At 42.0% G+C, this 16,712-nt stretch carries 16 protein-coding genes, 1 tRNA gene and 1 pseudogene; 9 read left to right on the top strand and 9 right to left on the bottom strand.

Going from position 1 to position 16,712, the window contains the following annotated elements:
* Positions 1 to 216 precede the first annotated feature (216 nt).
* The 3 genes from groL to D9603_RS03455 form a co-directional block, all read right to left on the bottom strand.
* The gene (gene groL, locus D9603_RS03445; protein ID WP_125251019.1) at positions 217 to 1,863 is read right to left on the bottom strand and encodes a chaperonin GroEL; all 1,647 of its coding nucleotides are present in this window, start codon (positions 1,861 to 1,863) and stop codon (positions 217 to 219) included.
* A gap of 50 nt (positions 1,864 to 1,913) precedes the next feature.
* Positions 1,914 to 2,201, bottom strand: a complete 288-nt coding sequence (locus D9603_RS03450) for a co-chaperone GroES (RefSeq protein WP_010368755.1) — start codon at positions 2,199 to 2,201, stop codon at positions 1,914 to 1,916.
* Positions 2,202 to 2,357: 156 nt separating this feature from the next.
* Positions 2,358 to 2,870: an FxsA family protein gene (locus tag D9603_RS03455; RefSeq protein WP_128730143.1), complete on the bottom strand. Its 513-nt coding sequence runs from the start codon at positions 2,868 to 2,870 to the stop codon at positions 2,358 to 2,360.
* A 129-nt stretch (positions 2,871 to 2,999) separates the two neighbouring features.
* Here D9603_RS03455 and cutA point away from each other — a divergent pair, with 129 nt between their 5' ends.
* From cutA to D9603_RS22280, 8 genes and pseudogenes are all read left to right on the top strand, one after another.
* Positions 3,000 to 3,320, top strand: coding sequence for a divalent-cation tolerance protein CutA (gene cutA / locus D9603_RS03460; protein WP_128730145.1), 321 nt, complete (start codon positions 3,000 to 3,002; stop codon positions 3,318 to 3,320).
* Positions 3,320 to 5,132: pseudogene (locus D9603_RS03465) on the top strand (protein-disulfide reductase DsbD). Before cutA ends, D9603_RS03465 begins: the two are co-directional and overlap by 1 nt.
* Positions 5,133 to 5,327: 195 nt before the next feature.
* Positions 5,328 to 5,789 carry a type II 3-dehydroquinate dehydratase gene (gene aroQ / locus D9603_RS03470; protein WP_128730146.1) on the top strand — a complete coding sequence of 154 codons (462 nt, stop codon included), beginning with the start codon at positions 5,328 to 5,330 and terminating at the stop codon, positions 5,787 to 5,789.
* Positions 5,790 to 5,808: 19 nt separating this feature from the next.
* Positions 5,809 to 6,276 (top strand): acetyl-CoA carboxylase biotin carboxyl carrier protein, encoded by a 468-nt coding sequence (gene accB / locus D9603_RS03475; protein ID WP_128730148.1) that lies wholly within the window; start codon positions 5,809 to 5,811, stop codon positions 6,274 to 6,276.
* Between the two features lie 20 nt (positions 6,277 to 6,296).
* Positions 6,297 to 7,643 (top strand): acetyl-CoA carboxylase biotin carboxylase subunit, encoded by a 1,347-nt coding sequence (accC, locus tag D9603_RS03480; protein WP_125251013.1) that lies wholly within the window; start codon positions 6,297 to 6,299, stop codon positions 7,641 to 7,643.
* 719 nt (positions 7,644 to 8,362) lie between these two features.
* Positions 8,363 to 8,439: transfer RNA gene (locus D9603_RS03485), tRNA-Ile, on the top strand.
* A gap of 149 nt (positions 8,440 to 8,588) precedes the next feature.
* Complete coding sequence (yhdJ, locus tag D9603_RS22275; RefSeq protein ID WP_206644480.1) at positions 8,589 to 9,128, top strand: adenine-specific DNA-methyltransferase; 540 nt, start codon at positions 8,589 to 8,591, stop codon at positions 9,126 to 9,128.
* 31 nt (positions 9,129 to 9,159) lie between these two features.
* Positions 9,160 to 9,426 (top strand): DNA methyltransferase, encoded by a 267-nt coding sequence (locus D9603_RS22280; protein WP_277750212.1) that lies wholly within the window; start codon positions 9,160 to 9,162, stop codon positions 9,424 to 9,426.
* 61 nt (positions 9,427 to 9,487) lie between these two features.
* On the opposite strand, the gene D9603_RS03495 is transcribed toward D9603_RS22280, so the two are convergent.
* Positions 9,488 to 10,519 (bottom strand): type II restriction endonuclease, encoded by a 1,032-nt coding sequence (locus tag D9603_RS03495; protein ID WP_128730150.1) that lies wholly within the window; start codon positions 10,517 to 10,519, stop codon positions 9,488 to 9,490.
* A complete protein-coding gene (locus tag D9603_RS03500; protein ID WP_128730151.1) occupies positions 10,503 to 10,748 on the bottom strand; it encodes a helix-turn-helix transcriptional regulator in 246 nt (81 codons plus the stop codon). Before D9603_RS03500 ends, D9603_RS03495 begins: the two co-directional genes overlap by 17 nt.
* A gap of 655 nt (positions 10,749 to 11,403) precedes the next feature.
* Here D9603_RS03500 and D9603_RS03505 point away from each other — a divergent pair.
* Positions 11,404 to 12,150 carry a hypothetical protein gene (locus tag D9603_RS03505; RefSeq protein ID WP_128730152.1) on the top strand — a complete coding sequence of 249 codons (747 nt, stop codon included), beginning with the start codon at positions 11,404 to 11,406 and terminating at the stop codon, positions 12,148 to 12,150.
* Between the two features lie 43 nt (positions 12,151 to 12,193).
* Here the strand turns inward: D9603_RS03505 and D9603_RS03510 are convergent, their stop codons facing one another.
* From D9603_RS03510 to D9603_RS21790, 4 genes are all read right to left on the bottom strand, one after another.
* Positions 12,194 to 13,255, bottom strand: a complete 1,062-nt coding sequence (locus D9603_RS03510) for a DUF6765 family protein (RefSeq protein WP_128730154.1) — start codon at positions 13,253 to 13,255, stop codon at positions 12,194 to 12,196.
* 333 nt (positions 13,256 to 13,588) lie between these two features.
* On the bottom strand, positions 13,589 to 14,668 hold the full coding sequence (locus tag D9603_RS03515; RefSeq protein WP_125251006.1) for a prohibitin family protein: 1,080 nt from the start codon (positions 14,666 to 14,668) through the stop codon (positions 13,589 to 13,591).
* Entirely contained in the window at positions 14,665 to 16,326 is a 1,662-nt protein-coding gene (locus D9603_RS03520; RefSeq protein WP_128730156.1) for a cyclic peptide export ABC transporter, read from the bottom strand. The genes D9603_RS03515 and D9603_RS03520 overlap by 4 nt, the downstream gene beginning before the upstream one ends.
* Positions 16,327 to 16,479: 153 nt before the next feature.
* Entirely contained in the window at positions 16,480 to 16,656 is a 177-nt protein-coding gene (locus D9603_RS21790; RefSeq protein WP_167508250.1) for a hypothetical protein, read from the bottom strand.
* Positions 16,657 to 16,712 lie beyond the last annotated feature (56 nt).

The raw sequence follows: 16,712 nt of genomic DNA on the forward strand, positions 1-16,712 counted from the left end.
CGTCCTGCTCACGCCGAGGTACCTACGTCCTGTAGGCAAGGCAAAGATTTTGCTGTTTAGTTGCTCTAAATAAGAAATTTTTAGCGTCAGATTTACTTCTTCAAATTGAGCAAGTATTAAGTTTGATTGGTATTAAATACATATCTTGTATTGCTCAAAAGCAAAAACCCAGCCGAAGCTGGGTTTTGAAGCGAGATGCTTAGGAGATGATGTTTATCACATCATGCCGCCCATACCACCCATGCCGCCCATGCCGCCCATATCTGGAGCAGCTGGCTCTTCTTTCGGGATTTCAGCAACCATGGCTTCAGTTGTGATCATAAGACCAGCTACTGATGCTGCGAACTGTAGTGCAGAACGTGTTACTTTAGTTGGGTCTAGGATACCCATTTCAATCATGTCGCTGTACTCGCCAGTTGCTGCGTTGTAACCGTAGTTACCTTCACCGCCTTTAACTGCATTAACAACAACTGATGCTTCGTCACCTGCGTTTGAAACGATTTGACGAAGTGGTGCTTCCATCGCACGAAGTGCCACTTTAATACCGTGGTTCTGGTCTTCGTTGTCACCAGTTAGCGACTCAATCTTGCTTGCTACACGAACTAGTGCAACACCACCACCAGGTACTACGCCTTCTTCAACCGCTGCGCGAGTTGCGTGTAGTGCATCTTCTACGCGGTCTTTCTTTTCTTTCATTTCAACTTCAGTTGCTGCGCCAACTTTGATTACTGCAACACCGCCAGCAAGTTTTGCCATGCGCTCTTGTAGCTTCTCTTTGTCGTAGTCAGAAGTTGCTTCTTCGATTTGTGCTTTGATCTGTGATACACGACCATCGATAGCTTCTTGCTCGCCGGCACCGTCGATGATAGTTGTGTCATCTTTAGTGATAACCACGCGTTTAGCTGTACCTAAGTCTTCAACCGTAGCTTTCTCAAGCTCAAGACCAATCTCCTCAGAGATAACCGTGCCACCAGTTAGGATTGCGATGTCTTGTAGCATCGCTTTACGGCGGTCACCAAAGCCAGGCGCTTTAACAGCAGCAACTTTCACGATACCACGCATGTTGTTTACAACCAGAGTTGCCAGCGCTTCACCTTCAAGGTCTTCTGCAATGATTAGTAGCGGCTTGCTTGTTTTAGCAACTGCTTCTAGTGTAGGCAGAAGTTCACGAATGTTTGAAACCTTCTTGTCTACTAGCAAGATATGTGGGTTATCTAGCTCAACTTGGCCTTTTTCAGCGTTGTTGATGAAATATGGTGATAGGTAACCACGGTCAAACTGCATACCTTCAACTACATCTAATTCATTCTGTAGTGATTGGCCTTCTTCTACAGTGATAACACCAGACTCACGACCTACTTTTTCCATTGCTTCAGCAATGATGTCACCAATCTCTTTGTCAGAGTTAGCTGAAATAGTACCAACCTGTGCAATCGCTTTTGCGTCTGAACAAGGTACTGAAAGCGTTTTTAACTCTTCAACTGCAGCGATAACTGCTTTGTCGATACCACGCTTAAGGTCCATTGGGTTCATACCAGCAGCAACTGACTTAAGACCCTCATTCACGATAGCTTGAGCAAGAACAGTCGCAGTAGTTGTACCGTCACCCGCTGCGTCATTTGCTTTAGACGCAACTTCTTTAACCATCTGTGCGCCCATGTTTTCGAACTTGTCTTCAAGCTCAATCTCTTTTGCAACAGATACACCGTCTTTGGTGATAGTTGGTGCGCCGAATGATTTTTCTAAAACAACGTTACGGCCTTTTGGACCTAGTGTTACTTTTACTGCGTCTGCTAGTACGTTTACGCCTTTAAGCATTTTTGTACGAGCGTCACCTGCAAAACGAACTTCTTTAGCTGCCATGTTATAAATTCCTCTTAAATTCTGTTGTCGATTAAACTAAAAAGTATTAATTATTCTACGATGCCTAAGATGTTATCTTCACGCATGATCAAGTACTCTTGACCTTCGATCTTTTCAGTCTTTTCGATGTAAGAGCCGAACAACACTGTGTCGCCCGCTTTTACTTGTAATGCTTTAGTTTCACCATTGTCCAACACGCGGCCGTTGCCTACTGCAACCACTTCACCACGTGAAGACTTTTCAGCCGCAGAACCGGTTAACACAATGCCGCCAGCTGACTTTGTTTCTTCTTCAAGACGCTTAACAATGACGCGATCATGTAAAGGACGAATGTTCATTTATATAGTTCTCCTAACAGTTTCTGAACAATGACAGAAGTAATGCTTTTTTAAGGCGGTGTTACATCCACAGGTTGGGGTTAACACACGCAATTTTAATTGCTTTCATTTATGGGGATGGGCAAATTAAAACCCAAGAGAAAAAACTAAAAAATTTTAGTCTTTTCTTTCGTATTCACCTTCAATCGTTGTTGAAGAATTTCTACCCGATTGATCTTTAAATGGATTTCTAATTTCTTCCTGCTGATCCGCACGTTCTTCGCGTGATTGATTAGCAAACGGTGACTGACCTGAGTGCATGCCTGTTTGCACTTTTACGGTGGCATGGGCCAGCAGTGACTGCGCCAGCTTTTTTCTAACTGCGGGCGTTAGCAGTAAAAACCCTAGTACGTCAGTCATGATCCCAGGCGTCATTAACAAAACACCAGCGATGATCACACACAAACCGGTAAACAAATCTTGAGCAGGCAACTGTCCTCGGGACATCTGCTGTTGAACATTAACGTAGGCTCCCAAGCCTTGCTGTTTGACAAGTCTCGCACCTAGAATGGCGGTTGCTATCACAAGGGCAATCGTCGCAAAGCCGCCTATTACCTCGCTGACCTGGATCAGCAACGCAATTTCAATAATCGGAATGGCAATAAATAAAATAAATAAGAATCTAAACATACTTTCTCCAAATCTACGAAAGATAAATATGGGTGCCAAGGTCTTAATTCAAGCGATGCAAGTTAGACGCTTTAGAAAAGAGGCGCTATCCGCTAAGATGCCATTACCAACCCTAAAATGGAAATAGCTATGGGTATAAGATATAAACTCGTCTTATCTACATGCGGAGCCGTTACCGAAGCACGTAAAATTGCAGCGCAACTTGTAGAGCAAAAACTCGCAGCGTGTGTGAACCTAATCCCAGAAATAGAATCTATTTATGTTTGGGAAGGTCAGGTGGAGCACGCGCGCGAAACCAAGCTGTTAATTAAGACAAAATCCGAAAAACTAGAGCAAGTGATGGCTGCTATTCGTGATCTTCACAGCTATGATGTCCCTGAAATTCAAGTTGTGGATGTTACTAGTGGCAACCTAGCTTATTTTAAATGGATGGACGAGGTACTATTGTAATGCGACTCTTAGTAGTTCTTTTTTCGCTGTTAATATGGCTTCCAGCACAGGCAAATAATGCTGTGCTAGACAGCTTGTTAGCGCCAAAGCAACAAACCTTTTTACCTGTAAACGAAGCATTTAAGTTTGATTTTGACCAACAAGGAAAAACATTGTTTGTCGGTTGGGACATCGCTGATGGCTATTACTTGTATAAGAAAAATCTGCAAATCATCGCCAAACAAGCCGACATCAAAGTGCCAGAGTTAGAAAAAGGCGTGATGATTGAGGATGAGTTTTTTGGCCGCACTGAAGTCTTTTTCAATCATTTATCTGTTATTTCTAAACTCGATAATATTCAACCTGGAGCGGTTGTAAAAATCCGCTATCAAGGCTGCGCAGAAGCTGGGCTTTGTTACCCACCAGAAATTGTTGAAGTGCCGTTAAGCACGATTGCAGGAGAACAGCCAGAAGCCACATCAAACAAAGCTCCAGAGACAGGCGCTGAGATTCAAAACACAAGCCGTCCTGTGGATGACGACAATTTGTCTTTTACTGAGCAATTAATGCAGCGCAGCTTGCTTGCAAATATTTTGACGTTCTTTGGTCTTGGTATTGGGCTTGCTTTTACTCCCTGTGTGTTCCCCATGTTCCCTATTTTGTCGAGCTTAATCGCAGGTCAACAGGGGCTTTCAACTAAAAAAGCGTTCAGTTTATCTTTTGTTTATGTACAAGGCATGGCCGTTACCTATGCCGCACTTGGCCTTGTTGTTGCTTACTTTGGTGGCCAAATTCAAGGCTACTTGCAGCATCCTGCGGTACTTATCAGCTTTAGTATCTTGTTCGTTGCACTCGCGCTATCAATGTTTGGGCTATACGAGATCCGCCTACCAAGCAGCATGATGGATAAACTCACCCAGCTCAGTAACAAACAAAAAGGCGGCAATTATTGGGGTGTGTTTGTAATGGGTGTCTTATCGGGCCTTATTGCATCGCCTTGTACCACCGCGCCTTTGTCTGGTGCTCTCCTGTTTGTCGCGCAAAGTGGCGATTATGTTGTCGGTGCGCTAACGCTCTATGCACTTAGTTTGGGCATGGGCTTACCGCTATTATTGCTAGGCACTTCTGGTGGTAAGTTACTACCAAAAGCTGGAGGCTGGATGGATCAGGTCAAGACGCTATTTGGTTTTGTGATGCTATTTGTACCACTCATCCTGCTAGAGCGCATCCTTGATACTACCGTGATCATTGCTCTGGCGGGTGGCCTTGCCGTTGCAACAGCGCTTTACTTACATTACTGGCAAAGCCAATTGAAAACGAGTAAAGGTAAAACCACTCTGTGGGGTTTTGCTATCACTTTATTTATCGTTGGCTTATTCGCCTTGAAAAGCAGCTTTTTTCCAGCACCTAAGCCAGTAGTTAATGCAGTAACCACTCAAACTGAAGCCGCATCGGCAGAAAAAAAAGTTTAAATTACTGCCAGACCTAGCAGCGCTGGAAGTAGCCATTGCAGAGGCTAATACTAAAGGTAAAGTGCCAATTGTGGATTTATATGCTGATTGGTGTGTGGCCTGTAAAGAGTTCGAGAAGTACACCTTCCCAACTCCCGAGGTACAAGCACAATTTAAAGATTACGAGTTATTAAAACTCGACTTAACTAAAGCCAATGATAATACCCAAGAAATCATGGAAGCATTTACGGTATTTGGCTTACCCACCATTTTAATTTTTGATAACCAAGGCAACGAGATGCCAGCACATCGCGTCACCGGCTTTTTAGATGCAAAAGACTTTGCAGCTCACCTAGACAAGGCTAAGCAGGACGCAAAGTAGCCTTTTTGGGAGCAAGCTATCTTGCTCCCTTACCCTTCTCATTAGACCAGTATTTTGCTGCTATTTACCGCGAACTCTCTATAATACTCGACGAAATAGAGAAATATTTGCTATTTGCTGAAATTAGGCATAAGTTAACAAGCCATACAGTACAATTTTTTGTCTAACGCTTTACTTAAAGGAAGTTCACGTAAAATGTCTGCAAAATTAAAGATTTTATTAGTAAACGGACCTAATTTAAATATGTTAGGTCGTCGTGAAACCAGCACCTATGGTACGCAGACACTCAATGAGATTGTCGATGCGCTCACTGACTATGCACAAAATCAGCAAGTAGAGTTGTCACACATTCAAAGTAACAGTGAAGCAGAGCTTATTGAGGCCATTCATGCACAGTATGGACAATGCGATGCGATTATTATCAATCCTGCCGCATTCACACATACTAGCATTGCGCTTAGAGATGCCTTACTCAGTGTAGACATCCCCTTTTATGAAGTGCACATCACAAATGTACACAAAAGAGAACCATTTCGCCGCAAGTCTTATTTTTCTGACGTGGCGGAAGGTGTGATATGTGGATTAGGCGCGTTGGGCTATCGCGCAGCACTCGAGGCTGCACTGGCGCAACTGCGAAAACAAAATAACTCAAATTAACTAACAGGCGGGTCATTGTATGGATATTCGCAAGATCAAAAAACTTATCGAACTAGTAGAAGAATCAGGTATTGCAGAACTAGAAATTACAGAAGGTGAAGAATCAGTACGTATTAATCGCCACAGTAATGCACCAGTTTACGCTCAACCTCAACAGTACATGGCAGCACCTGCGGCACCAGCACCAGCACCAGCCGCTCCTGTTGCAGCACCTGCTGCTGAAGCGGCAGCGCCAGAAAGTGCAACTCCAGCTGGTCACCAAGTTAAGTCACCTATGGTTGGTACTTTCTATTCAGCTTCATCTCCAACAGCAGCAGCATACGTAGAAGTAGGTTCAAAAGTAAATGTTGGCGACACGCTTTGTATCGTTGAAGCAATGAAGATGATGAACCAAATCGAATCAGACAAAGCTGGTGTGGTTAAAGCAATCTTAATTGAAAACGGTGAGCCAGTAGAATTCGACCAACCGCTATTCATCATCGAATAATTACGCAGAAGGTCAACGTTATGTTAGATAAAGTAGTCATTGCAAACCGAGGTGAAATTGCCCTTCGTGTATTGCGTGCCTGCAAGGAGCTAGGTATTAAGACGGTTGCTGTACACTCAACAGCCGATCGTGACCTAAAACACGTTCTTCTTGCGGATGAAACCATTTGTATCGGCAAACCAGCAGCAAGTGAAAGCTACCTTGATATTCCGCGTATTATTGCAGCTGCAGAAGTAACTGACGCCGTTGCCATTCACCCAGGTTACGGTTTTCTTTCTGAAAATGCAGACTTTGCCGACCAAGTTGAGCAAAGCGGCTTTATTTTTATCGGTCCAAAAGGCGACACGATTCGCTTAATGGGTGATAAAGTTTCTGCTATTGAAGCAATGAGAAAAGCGGGTGTTCCTTGTGTTCCTGGTTCTGATGGCCCGTTAACCGAAGATAACGATCGCAATATGCAGATTGCCAAGCGTATTGGTTACCCCGTTATCATCAAAGCCGCAGGTGGCGGTGGTGGTCGTGGTATGCGTGTCGTGCGTAGTGAAAAAGAACTGGTTGACTCAATTGCGTTGACGCAACAAGAAGCCAAGCAATTCTTTGGCAATGGCATGGTTTACATGGAAAAATTCCTAGAAAACCCGCGCCACATCGAAGTACAAGTACTGGCTGACGGTCAAGGCAATGCAATCCATTTAGGTGAGCGTGACTGTTCAATGCAGCGTCGTCACCAAAAAGTAGTGGAAGAAGCACCTGCACCAGGGATCACAGCTGAAATGCGTAAATACATTGGTGATCGCTGTACTCGTGCATGTATCGAAATCGGCTATCGCGGTGCTGGTACATTTGAATTCTTATACGAAAACGGTGAGTTCTACTTCATTGAAATGAACACCCGTATTCAGGTTGAGCACCCAGTAACAGAAATGGTCACTGGCGTAGACTTAATTAAGGAGCAACTTAAGATTGCTGCTGGCCAACCACTTTCTATTACACAAGATGACGTGGTGATCCGAGGTCATGCAATTGAGTGCCGTATTAACGCTGAAGACCCTGACAGTTTTATTCCTTCACCGGGTAAGATCACGCGCTTCCACCCAGCTGGTGGCCTTGGGATCCGCTGGGACAGTCATATCTACGCGGATTATACGGTACCACCACATTACGACTCAATGATCGGTAAGTTAATCACTTATGGTGAAAACCGTGATGTTGCAATTGCTCGCGCTAAAAACGCACTGAATGAGCTAGTGATTGACGGGATTAAAACCAATACCCCGCTGCACAAGAAGATTCTATCAGACGAAAACTTCCAAAACGGTGGTACGAATATCCACTACCTAGAGAAAAAACTAGGCATGCACCAATAACCTAATTCGTTCTCCTAAAAGAGGCCGACACTGCGTCGGCTTCTTTTATCTGCGTTACAGTAACACCCCATTCACACCTTACTCCCTACAAAAATCAGTGAAATTTCTTCGAAATACGGTAGCGGCTGCGTAACCACTTAAAAATATAAATTTAAGAATACTAATAGGAACAAGCTTGTTCGTTCCTATCGACATTACATTTGAAAAAGCCAAACTAAGCCAATCATTTTTACGGCCATCGCTCCTCGGCGAGCGAGAAAAGCACGAACTTTCTGACGCTAAAATTCATTCTATCTCTACTGCAAAAGCTACTTTACACTCCACTTTGCTTCATAATTAAGCAATCAGTACATTCATCTCGATTTTTTCTCGTTTTAATAGTGACAAGCCTGTTAAAAATTTTTATACTGCCTGCGCTTTCAGTGATTTACCTTTAAACCACAAAGCAAAATGGCCCGATAGCTCAGTTGTGTAAACTTTCAAAGAAAGTTTACGTCGAGGAAGCAAAGGGATATTAGCGCAGCGACCCTGAGCGTTAAATCCGAGACCGGAACCAAGCTTCATGGACGAATGTTACGCGCAAAAACACAAAATGGCCCTATAGCTCAGTTGGGCGAGTCAAGACCGAAGCACCGCTTCGCAGCTTGATAAGGTGGAGGCAGGACGCCGACAGGATATTGCTTCATGGATGAATTTAATGAGCACTTAAAACACAAAATGGCCCTATAGCTCAGTTGGTTAGAGCACCCGACTCATAATCGGTAGGTCCCTGGTTCGAGTCCAGGTGGGGCCACCATTTCACCCCCTAAGTTTACTATTGATAGCACTTTCTATTTTTATACTTGGTAACGCCTTAGCGTTATGTACCATATTCAATTCAGTTGTTATGTAATATATTAAAATGTAGACTATGCGTCACGCTTTTATGTTCCTTTGAGTATTCTAATGGCCGCTCGATTTGATGTTATAAATCAAACTTTTTCAGATGAAAATCAAAAGATTATTCACGGTGATGTCCTGCTGGGCTTAAAGGCTATTCCTGACGAATCAGTGAACTTAATTTTCGCAGATCCACCGTATAACATAGGCAAAGATTTCGATGGTTTAAAGGAAAAGTGGACTGAAGAAGATTTTCTTGCATGGTGTTACGAATGGATTGATGATTGCTTTAGAGTACTCAAGCCAAATGGAACATTCTATTTAATGAATAGTACCGAAAATATGCCCTTTTTGGATATTTACTGTCGGAAACTATTCACTATAAAAAGCAGAGTGATTTGGAGCTATGATAGCTCTGGTGTTCAAGCAAAGACATACTTTGGATCTATGTATGAGCCGATATTAATGCTTACTAAACACCCTAAAAACTATACTTTCAATCATGAAGATATATTAGTTGAGGCGAAAACAGGCGCTAAAAGGCAGCTAATAGATTATCGAAAAAACCCTCCTCAGCCTTACAATACAAAAAAAAGTTCCTGGTAATGTTTGGGAGTTCCCGAGAGTTAGGTTCAAGATGGATGAGTATGAAAATCATCCAACCCAAAAACCAGAATCACTGCTTGAGCGTATTGTAAAAGCATCTTCAAACGAAGGGGATTACATCCTTGATCCGTTTTCAGGAAGCTTTACCACGGGCGCTGTTGCAAAGCGCTTCAATCGTAAATTTATTGGTATCGAGATCAATGAAGAATACGTGAAAATGGGAATTAGAAGACTCGAGCTTCCATCCCATTATTCTGAGCAAGAGCTAGCAAAAGAGAAAAAAAAGAAAGACCAATAATTTATCCAAAAAAAATAGGCAGAAAGAAGCTGAAACAAGTGCTTCGCCACAGCAAAACCCTTTAATCAGATAAACCAAACTCGAGCTTATAGCAGTTGATAATAATTTGTTTCAGCTGCTCAATTGAATTGTTATCTGTAGAAAGTTCTTGGAGGTAATCATTTAGCTCATTTAAGGTATATATATCCTCAAATAAAGACATATAAAGCTCCACTTTTAGCTCATCCATTTCCCGGCTGGCCTTAAGCCTAATTTGGCTCTGTACTTCATCTACACTTAAGCTTGTCTTCACCACAAAACTCAGAGGAAACCGGTTCACCTTATCAAAATCTAAAAAGTACTTTTTGAAATCGATACCTTCTGTAACTTGAAAAAACTTTCCTATTGGCTTGAGTACAAAGTCGATACCTCCATCATTAGCGTTAGTTCTTCCGGTTTTATAAAGCATTAATGGGCTAGTCTCAATTTCACCGGAGCTTGTGGAGAATGAAGCTTTAATTTTCTTGAAAGACAAATGTAAGATAGCGAAAGAAACAATTTCAAAAACTCTTGCATCTGAGGTGGCATTGAAAGCCTTAACTATTGTTTTTAGTATATCTTGCTGAGTATTAGCGGATGAAATTTCAGTTAAAAATGCAATCTCGATTTTCGCGATAATTGACGCATATGTAGCAACCACATCTACCGCAAATTTAGCCACGGCTTCAGGTTTATCTCCAGCTTCACCCAAAATAGCTTCCGATACTTTCCGGTTAGCGCCATCTATGTCCATGATTTCTAAATCTGTTCGGTATTTTTTCTTAAATTCGCCATTTAATCTGTTATCCAGATGGTGATTTTGAAGTTTACTTCCATAGGGCTTCTGTCTAATCCTACGCAGCAGAGATGTGGAAGATGAGCCATTCTTTTGTCCAGCCACATAGTCCTCACAAATCACGGATATCGTATAAACCGCGGCCCAATTTCTTCTAGATTTGCTATTCCCTCTTACAGCTCGAGTCTTAAACTCAAGAAACTTTTTTAATAATCCAGTTTTACTGACACCGTGCTTTTCTGCTAATTCATCCACAAAGTGACTATATGGGCTTGTCATTATTATCCTTACTCTTAAAATTCATGAGCTCTGACGCTGAAGACTGCAAAGAATCAGCAAGCTTTAAAATGTTTAACAGACTGATATTTCTTTTGCCCCGCTCTATTCCGCTAATATATGTTCTATCAAGCTCACACAGAGAAGCTAGCTCCTCTTGACTAAGGCCTAGCTTTAGCCTCAAGCTTTTAATATGTAGTCCAAATAGCTGGAGAATTTTTTCTTCGTTCATGATAACCCTCTAATGCTAAAGGGATAATTTATCAATGTAGACAATGTGTCTACGGACTATAAGTCACATTACGTGTGGATTTTGTAATGAAGATGATGGGTGAGGTTAAATACAGCATTTTTCACATAGTGCTGGTCACCTCACTATGTATAAACACCGGTCGGCATGATTAAAAAAGCTCAAAAACAGGCGTTGTTAGCTCTACATTCTGCAAATCAAAAATAGTTTTTGCAAAAAGTGAATGTTTAGTCTGCAATTTAAAAAGGTAAATTATGATTAGCCCGCAACAATATTCGGCATTTCAACAACACCAAAATGAGGCTAGAAAATAGTAGATTCTTTCACATCTCATAATTTACCACTGGAAGAGTCATAAGCGCATAAAGCTTTTTACCCAATGTTGGCGAATAGAAATGATTTCACACATCAACATACTGTCCACTTCCTCTCTAATAACTCAAATCTCTACCCACTTGAACTCCACTCATCTAGCGTTAGTGAAGTTCTAAGCCTTCTTACTCACTTCACATATCGTTCCAGATTGCAGTTGCAGTAATTAGATAGTTGCTAAAACCCGAAAAATCAAAAAGTTGTATATAATTACATTTACCTTATATTGGAACTGAATAAAAAATAAAACTGTAAAGGAGAAACTATGGTTACATTCAACACTCGACTGCTTGCGATGGTATTGGCTTGTAGTTCCACTTCTGTTTTTGCTACTCAGGTATTTTATGATCAAGATGGTGCGGGAGATCATTCGCAGTATCAGGGCGCACCTGTTGATTTTATCTCAGCTCGTGCAGGTACAACTGAGTACTTTAATGCACTCATAGGTGGCTTAACAGTGGATGAGTGCCATCAATTTGAAGTGGTTAATACACAAACTGGTAATTTTATTGCTCCTCTGACATTCAACACCCCCTTTATTTCTGGTCCTATTCCTGCGGAGCATAAGCTAACAGAAAAGTCGCTTAAACTCAGCTGCACATTACCTTCAGGTGAAGAGGCGATAGTCTACCACAAGATACCTAAGGCTCCCGCCGTTGCATGGCACAGTGAAATCACAGTGGCTGATTGGCAAACGCCGAGTAATGGTCCTGGGTATTTTGCAGATGTTCAATATACCGGCTTGATTAATATTAATAACAACTCGCACCAAGGCCAGTGCCGAAAGGCCAATTATGTCGGTGGTAACCCAACATTTTTCAATGAAAGACATCAAGGTGGGTTTTATAGTGATGTCTTAAATGTTGCGGGTGAGGCTAAATACAGTGGTTTTTATAAAGTACTGGTGACAGAATTAATTTGTAAAAACTCAGGTGGTACAACTCGCCTCGTCGAAACTTGGCATATTAACCAAAACTCACAATCCCGTGAACTTTCTTCCGAGCTATTTTAAACACAAGAATAGTGCAGCCTAGCTGCACTTACTTTACTGAAGCTTAGCTGACACAAATCCCATATCTGGGCAAAATATCATCAATTACACAGAGGCGATGCTTTTTAGCCGCATCGTGAAAATACTTCCAATTAGAAGTTAAAAATTCACGGCGAAATGGATAGCTATCGTCATCACCTTTAGCACGTGTCGTGCCTAGCGCTTGATGCTTCCACGATCCTTCGCCTTTGGCAATATAAGTAAGTGTGTATGCACCTAGGCCAAATCTATCGGTTTTGATTGCATCAAGCCACAATTGGTGGCGCACTTCACCATCATCCATATTAAATTCAATAAAGGACTGTGCTATTTCTTGCTTTACTGACTCACCCAAGCCTGTTATCTCTTTTCCCCGATAAGCTTGATAGACTTTGCACAGCTCATCAGCAGCAACCAGAAAATCGCTTGGGTTATCTCTTACTACTTTCTCATCCAAACCGTTGATATAGCTCCACACTTGATGCGGCTGATCTGGGTGAGACAGTGCCTGCCCATGTCCAAGGCTTGGAATATCATCTTGAAAAATATCTGAAAAATATTCACTGATACGTTCGCTCCATGTTTCTTCCGCTTCGCCATTTAAGTCTTTTATTTCATTAACTTTATTGACTTTATGTTGTATTCCAGCAAACCCTTGATGGCCCCATGTATCGATGAATACATGAGAGGTAATACCTAGGCGATGTAATCCATATGGCCTTGCCTTATCTGCGATACATTCAGTAATCATGTCTTTTGCTACATATGAATACGGTTTACAGACCAGTTTTTGAATAAAACTGCCGGAGGGGTTTTGTCCAGCGGGCAACCCTCCATTGCCTGGTAAAAAATGAAAAGGCACCCACACTTTCATATTCTTCAGGCTGTCGAGGTTTTTATAATCAAGCATTTTATGTGCGGTAGCGATACGCTCATAGGCCGCCCCGTTATCAAACTCGATATGACCGTAATTTGTAGCATCGTCTACATATTGCGACGCGTGAGCAATAATTTCAGCTTCTTGTTCAGTGAATCCCGCAGCACGGGCAACAACCCATGTCATACCATGGTGTAAATCAATTTGCATTTTTTATTATCCTTGCCTTTTCTCACGCAACACAGTGTAGTGCGTGAGAATCAAAATGTAACTAACTTAGGGCTAGGATAGGCTATGAGCGACCGTATTGCAGTGAGGCTCACTTTGGTCTCTTTTACCAATTTGACTTAATGCTTGCTCAATTTGAAGGAGTAAATCTGACGCTAATAGCGTTAAAAATTTCTTATTTAGAATAACTAAATAGCAAATTTTTAGCCTTACCTACGTGGATGTAGGTACCTTGGCGATAACAGGACGCGGTAGCGGGGTTATCGACAAGGTTTTCTCGTCTCAAAATAGACCACCTAATTAAGAAAATTGGTATTATTTTGGTTTAGTAATGGCATTGGGGGTTTGCGGTTCTTGGTTTTGCGGATCCCCTGCCACTGGCTGCACCGAAGCTGGTAAAGCACTTCCCCCATTTTCAGTATTTAAAATCAATGGTAACCCATCTTTTCCACTACCAATAACCACCACTTTTGCATTGTTCGATTTGGCTAATTCAATGGTTGCTTCTATGCCGCGCCATCTTAGGTAAGTTTCAGAGATCCCCCCACTCACCTTCTCTTGAAAATCAGCTATCCCCATGGCTTCAACTTTCTTTCGCTCTGCTTCTTTTTCAGCAACATCCAAGCGCATTTCGTACTCTTGATACAAGTGCATTTGGTTTACTTTCGCTATAATTGCATTATGCACCCCTTCTGGAATATCTACATGGCGAATTAGCATGTCGTCTAGATTTACCAAATTATGCCCCTGCATCTCGCTCTTTTCTTGCTTTAGTATGGTTTTTTCTTGCAACTGAACCTCTCTCAGGACAGTGCTTAACAGCTTATCTTGAATCTTTAAGCGTTGATTTGCGTATACTTCCTCGGCGGTATAGTCAGAAACAATCATGCGCACCGCAGATGCAACTTCTGGGATCACAATTTCATCTAGATAGTCTTCCCCAACTAACTTGTGTAAATAAGGAATATGCTCCACGACGGGGCGGTAACGCACCGTTATTTCCATTTTTATCCTCAGTCCCTCAGAGGTAATAGCATGGATCTCTGTGGTGGTCGTTTGGAAGCGGCTGGAGTAAATCGTCAACGTATCCCAGGGGTATACCAAAACTGTCCCTTCATAAAACGGGTGCTCAACATACGTGCCGCCAAAGCGCTTCCATATCACTCCCACCTGCCCTGAATCTATTTTTATAAAGACAACTTTGACCAAAACAACGGCGATAAAAAGCAAAATTAGTAACGTCACACCAGCACGAAAGCGCCAAGACAATATGCGTTTATGCCATTTGGGTTTATGGCGCTTTAACGCCCGCATAAACAAGTTTGAAAGAATCAGTGCCAGTACGACACCACCAACAGCATATAAACCAAAATCTTCAGGGATAGTAACATTCATGATAGCACTCCATTACTTTCACTATCTTGATGGGTAAATAGTTGTCCTTCTTCCATTTTTAAGTGTGTATCAGCTAAGTGGAAGTAAGCATCATCGTGAGTGATGGCGATAATCGTGTTACCACGAGCCTTTAAGCGTGGTAACACTTGTTCGTAGAATTTGCGTCTAAAGATAGGGTCTTGATCTGCCGCCCACTCATCAAAAATGTAAATAGGCCTATTTTCTAAAATAGTGCTCAGTAGCGCCAATCGCTTTCGCTGCCCTGATGACAAGTCAATGGTACTAAACGCCCCTTCTTGAATACTGACTTTGGCACGCATCTCCAGAAAGTCTAACCATTCATCTATTTCTTGAGCACTCAAGTCACGAATACCATAGAGCTGCTGGAACAAATGAAAATCGGCAAAGACAGCTGTGAATAAACTTCGATATGCGAGCCGATTATCATCAGTCACAGCTTGACCATTTAATAAAATTTGTCCGCCTTGAAGCGCATATAAACCTGTCAGCATACGAATAAATGTGGTTTTGCCACTACCATTTCCACCGGTAATAAAAGTGGTTTTCCCTTGCTCGAATGTAATATCAACAGGCCCTACGGAAAAAGGGCGGTCACTGGATTTCTTCTGGTGCTGATAAAACGCGCCTTGCATAGCAATGGCTTTAAATGATGTGAGGTTTTCGGTAGATTTCAGCCTCTCGGTATGCTGTTGGTCTGCTATCGTTTTAAGATCACGCTCTAGTGCCAAGACATTTTGCGCCGCCTCGGTTGCGGTTGTGAATACTGGGATCCCACCAACAATGCTGGTAATTGGGCCGATTAAAAATAACGATGCAGTAGTAACTTTGATCACGACATCTGTATAGACATCGGATAGCATAGGAACAATAAAAACCATTGCACCGGTTGCGGTAAAAAACGTTATTTGTGACAAAATAAAGTCTGTCGCAAACAGAGTTTGTGTTTTTGTCTTCGCTCGCCTAGCACGATTAGAATCGCGACGATATTCCCGCTCTAAGTCTTCTGCTCTTGGCTCACTCAGCTTTACTTCTTTAAAGCCATCAAGCAAGTCAGATAAGCGCTGAATAAGCTGGTTTTCACTGTCAAAGGAGATCCGCATGTTGCGCTGAATCTCATTCGCTCTTAAGCGGTGTATACTGGCACCCACCATGATAAGTGTTGAGATAACCATAAAGGCTACAAATGAATGCCAAGCGATATAAAGCGATGTGAAGAATACTAAACTAATAGACTGACCGATGATCACAAAAAGCTGCGCCGATTGAGATATGGTTTGGAGTTCTTTACTTATCGTATTGAAAATCCGTTCCTTACCAACTTTTTCCAGTGTTGATAACTCAGTGTGGCGAATGCTTTCAAATAAATCGACCCTCAGTTTATCTATGGCACGCTCGACCATTTGTGCAGCCTTGGTCATTAAGCGTTGCTGAGTCAAACCATAAATCGCAATAGTGAGTGAAAACAACACAAGATAATAGAGTATGTGGTTTTCTTTATTTATGTCAGAAATATTGGCTGCTACGTTGTTGATAAGTGCAAGCACCAGCGCATTAGCCAAACCAGAAATACACCCAAGTGCAAAAAAGGTCCGTTTTTTTATCTGAATATGTCGGCGAATTAATTCGTACAATACCATTATTATTATCTTTTATTGTTATTGGGCTACTGCCCGCGCATGCAATTAAGCATAGTCCCTAAAAATAAAAATCACAGGTCAAAAACAAAAGAATATCGCTTTAAAACATCTGGTTATATTGATATCTAGTTAAAGCCGTGACAACAGAAATGGCTATTCTTCATCTTGCTCGGCCAATGGTTTGCGCCTTTGCCCAACGAGTAAAATAATCAACCCTATAACAGGCGTGAACATCAATGAGATGAGAAAGAATCCTACCGGCCCCGCAAAGGTGTGACGCCCCCAATACCCAGTTAAAACACATAACACTAAATACAGCGCAATTAACATAAGTTGCTCCAAGTTGTGATTGACGACAAACGGAAAATAATACCAATTTGCTTAAT

It is taken from the genome of Pseudoalteromonas sp. PS5 (genome assembly GCF_004103255.1).
Lineage (GTDB): Bacteria > Pseudomonadota > Gammaproteobacteria > Enterobacterales > Alteromonadaceae > Pseudoalteromonas > Pseudoalteromonas peptidolytica.